The following is a 9,902-nucleotide window of genomic DNA, read 5'->3' as shown; positions in this document are numbered from 1 at the left end:
CGGAGCCATGGATGGCGGAGCCAAGCGTACAGGGATGTATCCACAGCGTGTTTTGGAAAGCCCTGCCAGACCCTGGCCGGTCCCCGAATGCAAAGCTTACTGAATTTTAATCTGTGAAAAATTGTAAAAGTACAGATAGGTGTTAGTCTTTCTTCTGATTCTTGAAGTCAAGAATAGCTATCTGATTTCCCGACACTTTTAAAACCGCATTTTGAGGAACTGAAGCCATGGGCGGCAAGCCTGACATCATCAAAGCCATTGTGCTGATTTTTGCCATCGGCCTTGTGATTACTGGTTTCACATCCATCCACGCCTCCGAAGATAAAGACGCACGAGCGGCCAATCTGGTTGGCTCCGTTCAAGTCATGAATCAGCCGCTGAACCGGTAACGTCGCTTATCGGTCACTACGCTGTGAAGGGGCACGTCCCAGGGCTCTATTGGCAGCTTCTTAACTTTCTGGAAATCGTGGGCCAGGCCAATCAGCTTCGGCGCCAGCCTTGGCCGTATCCGGCTGAAGGCAAATGTTCTGTCGTAAAAGCCTCCTCCCATCCCCAGTCTTCCGCCCTGTTCGTCAAACCCCACTAACGGAAACAGTACTGCATCCAGTGCCCAGGCCGGGCGCCGCAGGCCTTTGCTGAACCCTGGCTCGGGAATGCCAAACCGGTTGGCGGTGAGTTCCACGCCATCGTAGTAGGGGCTGAACACCAGCCTGCCTTCATGAATCGGATGGAGTACCGGCAGGTAGAAGCGGATGCCCTTGCGCCGGGCGATGTCCAGGTATACGTGGGGGTCAATTTCGCCGTCGTTGGGCAGATAAATGGCAATGTGCCGGGCCCGGTGCAGGTCTGGATTCTTCAGCAGATTGAGGGCCAGGTGCTCGGCGGCCTGTTGCTGTTTTTCAGCGCTCAGGTCGCGACGATTCTGCCGCAGGCGTTTGCGAAGTTCACTGCGCGACAGGGTATCAGGGTGGGACTGGAACGGTTGAGGCTCGATAAACTGGCTCAAAATAAAGCTTCCCGGGCTGCCGTTATCGGATGTGGCCCTTGAACCCAAAGTTCAAGGTCGGTGGCCGCTGTGACATATTAGGCTTTCCCCTGTCGGGGACGTGCTCACAATGCCCTGAAGTAGCCACCTGGGTAGTGCGCATCGGCTCGAGGACGTATCCGACTATCCCGAACAGCCCAGGAAGTTGTTCTCATTATACGGGCAGTGTCGGGGCCGATTGCAACACCTGTCTGAGATTCTCCGGGGATTTAACGACCGGAGCCATCACCCAGCGCTCCGTCCAGTTTGTTGTCCATGGCTCGCAGCAAGGTGCTGGTGGCATCGGACATGGTGTCGCGCTCGAGCAGTTCGTGGGTTATGTTGAGAGCGGCCATTACAGCAATGCGCTCGGTACCAAAAACCTTGCCGCCGGCGCGGATTTCCCGCATTTTGTTGTCCAGATGCCGGGCGGCACGCAGCAGTGCCTCCTGTTCTTCCTCGGGGCAGGCGACCAGGTATTCCTTGTCGAGGATTTTCACCTCAACCGTGGTGGATTGCTGTGCCATCAGTGATGCTCCAGGGCCCTAAGGCGGCTGATCATGGCTTCGATCTTGTGCTTCGCGTGATCGTTCTTCTGCACCAGCTGGGCCCGTTCCCGGTTCCAGTCGTCCTGCAGTTCCCGCAATGTGGCGTTGTCCCGCTCAAGTTTCTGACAGCGTTCAATCAGCCTGTCCAGCTTGTCCGCTAATGCCTGTACTTCGGACTGTTCCATGACGTGCCCAGCAGTGGTTTTATGATATTAAGCTCAACTATAAGTGTGGACGCTAAGTCGGTCAATTTACAGGCTTGTCATTGCGTTCCCTGCGTGATGCCCATCACTGATCTGCTGCCTCGCCAAAGCCCAGCCGGCGGCTCTGGCGCCATGTGTTGAAGGCGGGTATCAGCGCCACGGTGAAGGCGGCAACCGGAACCAGGGCCATTAACGTCCATTCCTCGGGCGTTAATGGGCGAAGCTCGATCTGCAGGCCATAGTTGGCCAGTAACCATGGGCTCGCCAGTGCAAGGCCCGCCATGCCAAGGGCCAAAGCCATCACGCAGGCGGCAAGGGCAAGAGCCACGCACTCGAGGATGTAAAGTGAGGCAATCAGCGCCGGAGAGGCACCGGTTGCCCGCAGCACCGCAATTTCATGGGCCCGCTGGGCCTGGAGGGTCAGAAGTACGGCAATCAGCCCGATCAGGCTGGTTACCACGACAAAACCGGTTATGCCAAGTAGTGCTCGCTCAAACTGGCCCATCAGCCGCCAGAGTTCACTGAGGGCGACTCCCGGAAGTATGGCCGAGAGCGGCTCGCCGGCAAACTGGTTGATTTCCCGCTGTATGCGGAAGGTCAGGATTTGCCGGTCGATACCAACGAACACGGCGGTAATGGCATCGGGTGTGAAATCTCGGCCCTTTGCCTGCTCCGGTGTGATTGTCCGTCCGGGGATGGCGACCCCGGATTCCCAGCCTACGTGCATGGCCTCCATGCCATCCAGGCTGATATACACGGCCTGGTCCACCGGCGTGCCAGTGGGCGCCAGTATGCCGGTGACGGTAAACGGCGTGTCTTCGTGGTTGGAGAAACTGGTGCGTCCACCGCCATGGGATAGCACGATCTGCTCGCCCACCTGATGCGCCAGCGAGCGGGCAACGCCGGCACCCAACACTACATCAAAGACGCCTTCAAACCACTGGCCTTCATCCAGTTCGAGGGGCAGGTCGCGGCCGTAGCGGAAGTGCTTGAAAAAGTTCTCATCTGTGGCGACCACACGATTACCCCGGTAGCTGTCTCCCAGGGAAATCGGAATCAGCCAGGCCAGGCGGTTATCCTGTTTCAGGCCCTGATAGGTCGACCAGCGAATGTTGTTGGTGGCATCGCCAATATGAAACACGGTGTACAACAGCAGGTTCAACTGGCCACTTCGGGCGCCGATGATCAGGTCTGTACCGCTGATGGTGCTGGTGAAGGACTGCTTGACCTCCGTGCGGAGGTATTGGATGCCCAGCAACAGGGAAACGCTCAGGGTCAGGGTCAGGCACACCAGGGCCAGTACTTTTTTCCGGTGCCAGAGGCTGGCCAGGGCGAGTGTCAGGGCCAGGCGTGCTTTCATGTCCGGTCACCCTGCAGTTCCAGCTGATTATCGAAATGGCGGGCCAGGGACTGGTCGTGACTGACGAACAGAACCGAGGTGTTGTGCCGGTGCGCAAGAGTTAGAAGCAGTTCCAGGAACCGGTCCCGGTTGTCGGCATCCAGTGCGGAAGTCGGCTCGTCCGCGAGAATCAGGCCGGGCGCGCCAATCAGCGCCCGGGCGGCTGCGATACGTTGCTGCTGGCCAATACTCAGCCTGGTGACTTTCCTCTGCCAGTGGTCCGCGGGGATGGACAGGGCGGCAAGCAATCTCTCAGCCTCGTCTTCGACGGTCGGTTCGGTGCGCTCTCTGCGCAGTTCAGAAAGTCCGCAGGGCAGGGTGACGTTGGCTCGTGTGCTCAGGTAGGGCACCAGATTGAACTGCTGGAAGATCACGCCCATGTGGTCGGCCCGGAACTGGTCGCGGGCGCCGGCACCGAGCCGGTGGATATCGGTTCCGAGTACGCGGACAGTGCCAGAGGCCGGCCGAAGCATGCCTGCCAACAGGCTGAGCAGCGTGCTTTTGCCACTGCCGCTCGGGCCGTGCAGGAAAAGGTGTTCGCCGCGTTTCAGTATGATGTCCGGAAAGCTGAGGCGGGGCTGGACAGGATCCCAGGAAAAGGCGAGCCCGCTGACTTCCATCGCAGTTTCTGTGCTTCGGGAACTGTGGCTGGCTGAGTCTGTCTTGCTGGTCATGTTGGTTGCCGTCGGCCCGGTGTATGATGGCGGTTTCCGGATAGTAATCTCAGGAGTCTTTGGTCCAATGATGTCTGCCCCGGCACGTTCGCGCTTTGCGCTGCCTTTTTTCATCGCGCTTACCCTGGTGTGTGTACTTCCATCAACAGGCCGGACTGAAACCCGGGAAATCGACTGGCTTGAACTGATGCCCGCCGAGGATCTGGCGCTGCTGGAGAATATGCCAGAGATTGAGCACGAGGGCGATGGCCCGCCGCTGCTGCCGGACGAGATCATGACCGGTCGGGTTGTGCCGGAAATGGGCAATGTTGAAGGCCGCATTCCCGGCTTCGTGGTGCCCCTCAAGACAACCGAGGACATGCGCATCCTGGAGTTCTTCCTGGTGCCCTACTACGGCGCCTGTATTCATGTGCCGCCACCGCCCCCCAATCAGATCATTCACGTCAAGTACAAGGAAGGTTTCACGCTCGAAGCCCTGTACGATCCGGTGTGGATCGAAGGCGAGCTGGTCATTGATCGCACCGAAAACGACATCGGCACGTCTTCCTATTCTATGGTCGCAACCGGGGTTGAGCCGTACGAAGAATAGACGCTGTCATTGGCTGCGGAGTTCAAACGTGCTTTGTCCGTGGCCCAGACGGGCTGATCCCTGACCTTCTGGCCATACCCACTGAACGCCGAGATGCTCTATTCCGGAAAACCGGGTTGTAATGGGTGTTGCAAGCGCCTGGGATGAGCCCAGGCCTGGACAGCTCAGGGTCTGGGTGACTTCGAAATCCGAGTGGGATGATTCGTCCTGATGATCATGGTCATGCCCATGGCTGTGTCCGTGATCATCGCCACCTGCCTGATGATGCACTACCGCATTCATTACGGTGCAGCCCTCCTCACTGGTGTTCGCAAGGGGGGTCTGTCCAAGCCAGTTGGTTGCGTCGTTAACCAGTGCTTTCTGGTCGTCCGAACGGGCAAGATGCTCGAACCCCACCAGGTTGTAGGCCGGCGATGTGAACAGGAGATCAATCTGCTCTCCCTCGATGGCCAGTTGTAGTTCGGCATGACCGTGCAGGTGCGCACCTGGATTGTCGCTGGCAAACACAGGGCCAGTGCTTGCAATCGCGGCGCCAGCCAGAAAGAAGCAGGTTTTGGCTCGTAAGGACATGGCTTTATCTCTCGGCAGAAATGATACGTTATAACATATTGTTCGCTTGCCGGATAAAAATCAACAGGCAGTGCCTTGGCACCGCCTGAATGCTAGGATAGACCTCTAATCCATTAACACAGGATCCGCCTGTTTCATGTCAGAAACCGACACTTCCGGTGCTGCCCGCGCCGCAGAATTCGAGCGCTGGGCCAACGTTTTTACAGCTCACAAGGCATTCAGCCACCCATCCGAATTGCACGGCGCGCTCTGTGGTCGCCTGGCGGCCGGATCGCGTATCGAAGAGCCGGAGTGGCTGGCGATGGTGTGTGAACACATGGGGCTGGCCGAGAACGCGGCCGAAGAGTCCGATGATCTCGCTCCGTTCATGAACAAAGCCTATGAACAGACCCTCGAGCTCTTGAAATCAGCAGACATGAGTTTCCATCCTTTACTGCCGGATGACGACTATGCCATTGAGCAGCGGCTGGAAGCCCTGGTTTCCTGGGTGCGGGGATTTCTCGAGGGTATGGCACTGTCGGCCGGCGAGTCACTCGGCCAGGCGCCGGACGAGATTCGGGAGCTGATCGAGGATATGGTGGCCATCAGCCAGCTATCCGAAGAGGAAGAAGCGGACGACGAAAGCGAGCAGCAGTTGCTGGAGATTACCGAATACATCCGGCTGGGGGCGCTCGCCGTGTTCACTGAATTCAACGCCCCCGAACCACCGAAGTCTGATTCGCCGACCCTGCACTGAGCCGGGTCCTGATTGCAGGAGAGACTATGAACTCCATGATTCCCGTAAAGGAGTTTGCCGAGCGCCGTCGCAAGCTGATGGAGCGTATGGCGCCAGACAGCATTGCGATTATTCCGGCCGCCCCGGAGCGCGTTCGTAATCGGGACGTGCTGCATCCGTTCCGCCAGGACAGCGATTTTCATTACCTGTCCGGTTTTGGTGAGCCGGAGGCCGTCCTGGCGCTGATTCCGGGCCGTGAACACGGGGAATCGGTACTGTTCTGCAAAGAGCGCAATCCGCAGAAGGAGCTCTGGGACGGTTTCCTGGTTGGCCCGGAAGGCGCCATCGAACGCTACGGCCTGGACGATGCGTTTCCGATTGCAGACATCGACGATATCCTGCCGGGCATGATCGAGGGTCGCAGCCGGGTGTATTATCCCCTTGGCAAGGATGATCATTTTGACGCCCGTGTCATGGACTGGGTGAAGATGATTCGCAGCAAGGTTCGCAGCGGCGCCCATCCGCCGGGCGAGTTTGTGGCCCTGGAACACCTGCTTCATGACCTGCGGCTATACAAGAGCGCCAACGAGATCAAGATCATGGCCAAGGCCGGCCAGATCAGTGCCGAGGCCCATTGCCGGGCCATGAAACGGGCCCGCAAGGGCGGCTTCGAGTACAACCTCGAGGCCGAGCTTATCCACACCTTCATGGAGCATGGCGCACGGTCTACGGCCTATCCCTCCATCGTGGGCGGGGGCGCCAATGGCTGCATCCTGCATTACATCGAGAACAGTGCACCGCTGAAGGACGGCGATCTGGTGCTGATTGATGCCGGCTGTGAATACCAGTGCTACGCCTCTGACATCACGCGCACCTTCCCGGTCAGTGGAAAGTTCAGCAATGAACAGCGGGCCCTCTACGAGGTGGTGCTGGCGGCGCAGTATCGGGCCATCGAGGCGGTCTCGCCTCAAAATCACTGGAACCGGCCCCATGAGGCTGCGCTGGAAGTACTGACCCAGGGCCTGATTGATCTGGGGCTGTTGTCCGGCACCCTGGAAGATGCCATTGCCAACGAAACCTACAAGCCCTTTTTCATGCACCGAACCGGCCACTGGCTGGGGCTGGATGTACACGACGTCGGCGATTACAAGGTCGGTGACGCCTGGCGCCAGCTGGAACCCGGCATGGCCCTGACCGTCGAGCCAGGCCTGTACATTGCGCCGGATAACACCGACGTGGATGAGAAATGGCGCGGCATTGGCATACGCATCGAAGACGATGTGGTGGTGACCAAAGACGGCTGCCGGGTCCTGACCGAAGCAGTGCCGAAAACCATTGCCGAAATCGAAGCCCTGATGGCGGACTGACAGCCTGTGACCAAGCCTGATACCGATCTGATCATTGCCGGCGGTGGCCTCGCCGGAGCGACCCTGGCTCTGGCGCTGGCACGGATGGTGCCGTCACTGCGCGTGACCGTGGTCGAGGCCTTCCCGCTCTCGCCCGACGCCCTGCCGGAGAGTTACCAGCCGAGTTACGATGCCCGTTCAACCGCACTGGCGTGGGGCTCCCGGTTAATCTTTGAGGAGCTGGGGCTGTGGCAAAGGCTGGCCGAACATGCCACACCCATCGAACATATCCATGTTTCAGATCGGGGCCATTTCGGCGCCACACGGTTGCATGCTGCCGAGCATGGCCAGGCGGCGCTCGGGTACGTGGCTGACAATCGCTGGATGGGGCTGTGTCTGATGCGTGAGCTTCTGGATACCAACGTCCAGTGGCGGGCGCCGGCAGAAGTAACGGACATGACGCCCATTCCCGGCGGCGTCCGTGTTCAGCTCTCAGAAGAAGGTGAAGAGACCGCGGAACTGAAGGCCCGTTGCCTCGTCGTTGCAGATGGCGGTCGTTCCGGTCTGCGGGAAAGGCTCGGGTTCCGGCCGGATCGTCACAGCTACGGCCAGAACGCACTGATCGCTAATGTCTCTACCAGTGACAGCCACGGATTCACTGCCTTTGAACGATTTACCGATGCCGGTCCCATGGCTCTCTTGCCCCATGGATCAGCGACCAGAGCCGGACATCAGTCGGCACTGGTCTGGACGCTATCCGATGAGGTTCTGCAGCAGGTTCTGGCGCTGCTCGACGACGAGAAATGTCGTTGGCTTCAGGACCGGTTTGGCTGGCGTCTGGGCCGGTTTACCCGCATCGGCACCTGTCACCATTACCCGCTGACCCTGACGACGGTAGACGAGCCGGTGCGCCCCGGGGTTGCACTTGTGGGCAATGCGGCCCATGCCCTGCATCCGGTCGCCGGGCAGGGCTTCAATCTCGCGCTGAGAGGGCTCATGACGCTGGTCGAACAGTTTCGCCTGGCTGAAGAGCAGGGCAGGTCGATTGGCGATCTCGAGGTCCTGAAGGGCTACCAGGCACTGCATCGGGAAGACTGGCAACAGACGGTGCGCTTCTCCGATTCGCTTGTGCGTTTGTTCGGGCATTCCATGCTGCCGGTTGCGGCGGCCCGCGATGCCGGCCTGGTGGGTCTTGATCTGTTGCCTGGGGCAAAACGCTGGTTTGCCCGCAAGGCCATGGGCCTGGGCGGCCGCCGGGCCGTGATTGAGCGGCCGGGTAAGCTGAAGCGGGAGGCGCCGGCTGATGAGTGAGGCGCAAACGTTCGATATTCTTGTGGCTGGCGGTGGCATGATCGGTTCCGCCCTGGCTCTCGGGCTGTCACGACAGGGTTGGCATGTGGGGCTGGTGGAAGGTTCCGGCCATGAGTCTCTGGTTGAGGCGCCGGACTCCGCCACCACCGTTGCCGATTTTGAACCACGGGTCAGTGCCATTTCGGTGGCGAGCCAGCAATTGCTGGAGCAACTCGGAGTCTGGTCCGAGGTGACCGCCGGTCGGCACTGTCCTTACCAGACCATGACGGTCTGGGATGGCGACGGCACGGGGCGAATACAGTTTGAGGCAGCCGAGCTGCAGGCGAGAGCCCTCGGAACGATTGTCGAGAACCGCAGCATCGTGCGATCACTGTTCAGGGCCCTGGAACAAAGTCCGGTCGAACTGATTGATGGCGCGAGGATTACTGGCTGTAAACGGTTGTCTGGAACTTATACGGTTGAGCTGGAGGATGGTCGATCCCTGTCGGCGGGGCTACTGGTAGGGTGTGACGGTGCCAATTCCCGTCTGCGCCACTGGGTTGGCCTGCCAACGCGTGAGTGGGACTACGACCAGCAGGCAATCGTATGCACGGTGAAGACCAGCCAGAGCCACCGTTTCACCGCGTGGCAGCGATTTTCGACGACCGGGCCGCTGGCGTTTTTGCCCTTGCTGCCAGAGTCCGGAGATGAGCATTACTGTTCCATTGTCTGGTCCCAGGATACCGGGGAAGCGCGGCGTCTGATGGCTTTGGACGACACCGACTTTGCCGCTGAACTTGAGCGTGCGATTGAGCGCGAGCTGGGATCGGTGGAGTCCATTTCCGGCCGCTTCGCCTTTCCGCTTCGACAGCGGCACGCGAAGGACTACATTGCCCCCGGCTTTGCCCTCGTCGGCGATGCGGCCCATACCATCCATCCGCTGGCGGGACAGGGTGCCAACCTTGGCTACGGCGATGTACGGGCTCTGCTCGATGAGCTTTCGCGAGCTAAAAAGGCGGGCCTGAGTCCAGCCAATGAGCTGGTTCTGGCGCGCTATCAGCGCCGCCGGAAAGGCGAGAATCTCGCCATGATGGCCGCCATGGAGGGCTTCAAGCAGCTGTTCGGCCGTGATGAGCTGCCGGTCCGCTGGCTGCGAAATACCGGACTGCGCTGGCTCAACCAGATGGGGCCGGTGAAAAATCGTATAGCTGCCGAGGCCATGGGTCTTAACGGCTGAATACAAAAAGGAATTGTCCAATGGCAGGAAGCAGCCTTCTGGTTCTGATCGATGACATCGCCACTGTGCTGGACGATGTTGCCCTGATGACAAAAGCCGCCACCAAGAAAACCGCAGGTGTTCTGGGGGATGATCTGGCGCTTAACGCCCAGCAGGTGACCGGTGTAAAGCCTGCCCGGGAACTGCCAGTGGTCCTCGCGGTTGCCCGCGGCTCCATGATCAACAAGGCCATCCTGGTGCCGGCGGCCCTTGCGATCAGTTTTTTCATGCCCTGGCTGGTAACGCCTCTGCTGATGCTCGGCGGTGC

Annotated in this window: 13 protein-coding genes and 1 other RNA gene; 7 read left to right on the top strand and 7 right to left on the bottom strand. The window is 59.6% G+C overall.

All coding sequences use genetic code 11. The features are described 5' to 3' along the window. The first annotated feature begins 227 nt into the window (after nt 1-227). Complete coding sequence (locus B2W52_RS03245) at nt 228-389, top strand: hypothetical protein (protein WP_008170953.1); 162 nt, start codon at nt 228-230, stop codon at nt 387-389. On the opposite strand, the gene B2W52_RS03240 is transcribed toward B2W52_RS03245, so the two are convergent. The 6 genes from B2W52_RS03240 to B2W52_RS03215 form a co-directional block, all read right to left on the bottom strand. Continuing rightward, nucleotides 371-1,006, bottom strand: coding sequence for a 5-formyltetrahydrofolate cyclo-ligase (locus B2W52_RS03240; protein WP_008170954.1), 636 nt, complete (start codon nt 1,004-1,006; stop codon nt 371-373). The genes B2W52_RS03245 and B2W52_RS03240 overlap by 19 nt on opposite strands. 4 nt (nt 1,007-1,010) lie before the next feature. Further along, nucleotides 1,011-1,192, bottom strand: a non-coding RNA gene (gene ssrS, locus B2W52_RS03235) — 6S RNA. A gap of 62 nt (nt 1,193-1,254) precedes the next feature. Next, the gene (locus tag B2W52_RS03230; RefSeq protein WP_008170962.1) at nt 1,255-1,551 is read right to left on the bottom strand and encodes a cell division protein ZapA; all 297 of its coding nucleotides are present in this window, start codon (nt 1,549-1,551) and stop codon (nt 1,255-1,257) included. Next, nucleotides 1,551-1,757, bottom strand: a complete 207-nt coding sequence (locus tag B2W52_RS03225) for a TIGR02449 family protein (protein WP_008170964.1) — start codon at nt 1,755-1,757, stop codon at nt 1,551-1,553. Before B2W52_RS03225 ends, B2W52_RS03230 begins: the two co-directional genes overlap by 1 nt. A 103-nt stretch (nt 1,758-1,860) precedes the next feature. Beyond that, entirely contained in the window at nt 1,861-3,135 is a 1,275-nt protein-coding gene (locus B2W52_RS03220) for an ABC transporter permease (protein ID WP_219120782.1), read from the bottom strand. Continuing rightward, on the bottom strand, nt 3,132-3,848 hold the full coding sequence (locus B2W52_RS03215) for an ABC transporter ATP-binding protein (RefSeq protein WP_092030453.1): 717 nt from the start codon (nt 3,846-3,848) through the stop codon (nt 3,132-3,134). Before B2W52_RS03215 ends, B2W52_RS03220 begins: the two co-directional genes overlap by 4 nt. A 67-nt stretch (nt 3,849-3,915) precedes the next feature. On the opposite strand from B2W52_RS03215, the gene B2W52_RS03210 reads away from it, so the two are divergent. Further along, nucleotides 3,916-4,437: a DUF3299 domain-containing protein gene (locus B2W52_RS03210; RefSeq protein WP_104270842.1), complete on the top strand. Its 522-nt coding sequence runs from the start codon at nt 3,916-3,918 to the stop codon at nt 4,435-4,437. Between the two features lie 6 nt (nt 4,438-4,443). Here the strand turns inward: B2W52_RS03210 and B2W52_RS03205 are convergent, their stop codons facing one another. Continuing rightward, on the bottom strand, nt 4,444-5,007 hold the full coding sequence (locus tag B2W52_RS03205; RefSeq protein WP_273043883.1) for a ZrgA family zinc uptake protein: 564 nt from the start codon (nt 5,005-5,007) through the stop codon (nt 4,444-4,446). Nucleotides 5,008-5,143: 136 nt separating this feature from the next. Between B2W52_RS03205 and B2W52_RS03200 the strand changes: the two genes are divergently transcribed. The 5 genes from B2W52_RS03200 to B2W52_RS03180 all read left to right on the top strand — a co-directional run. After that, a complete protein-coding gene (locus tag B2W52_RS03200) occupies nt 5,144-5,743 on the top strand; it encodes a UPF0149 family protein (protein ID WP_014578413.1) in 600 nt (199 codons plus the stop codon). A 26-nt stretch (nt 5,744-5,769) separates the two neighbouring features. Next, on the top strand, nt 5,770-7,089 hold the full coding sequence (gene pepP / locus B2W52_RS03195; RefSeq protein ID WP_104270844.1) for a Xaa-Pro aminopeptidase: 1,320 nt from the start codon (nt 5,770-5,772) through the stop codon (nt 7,087-7,089). 6 nt (nt 7,090-7,095) lie between these two features. After that, complete coding sequence (gene ubiH, locus B2W52_RS03190; RefSeq protein ID WP_273073170.1) at nt 7,096-8,379, top strand: 2-octaprenyl-6-methoxyphenyl hydroxylase; 1,284 nt, start codon at nt 7,096-7,098, stop codon at nt 8,377-8,379. Next, complete coding sequence (locus B2W52_RS03185; protein ID WP_273018170.1) at nt 8,372-9,595, top strand: FAD-dependent monooxygenase; 1,224 nt, start codon at nt 8,372-8,374, stop codon at nt 9,593-9,595. The genes ubiH and B2W52_RS03185 overlap by 8 nt, the downstream gene beginning before the upstream one ends. A 20-nt stretch (nt 9,596-9,615) precedes the next feature. Next, on the top strand, nt 9,616-9,902 hold a 287-nt coding region (locus B2W52_RS03180), incomplete at its 3' end, for a DUF808 family protein (RefSeq protein ID WP_273018169.1).

Source organism: Marinobacter sp. UBA2498 (genome assembly GCF_002341575.1).
GTDB lineage: Bacteria > Pseudomonadota > Gammaproteobacteria > Pseudomonadales > Oleiphilaceae > Marinobacter > Marinobacter manganoxydans.
This window is presented reverse-complemented; position numbering and strand designations above follow the sequence as displayed.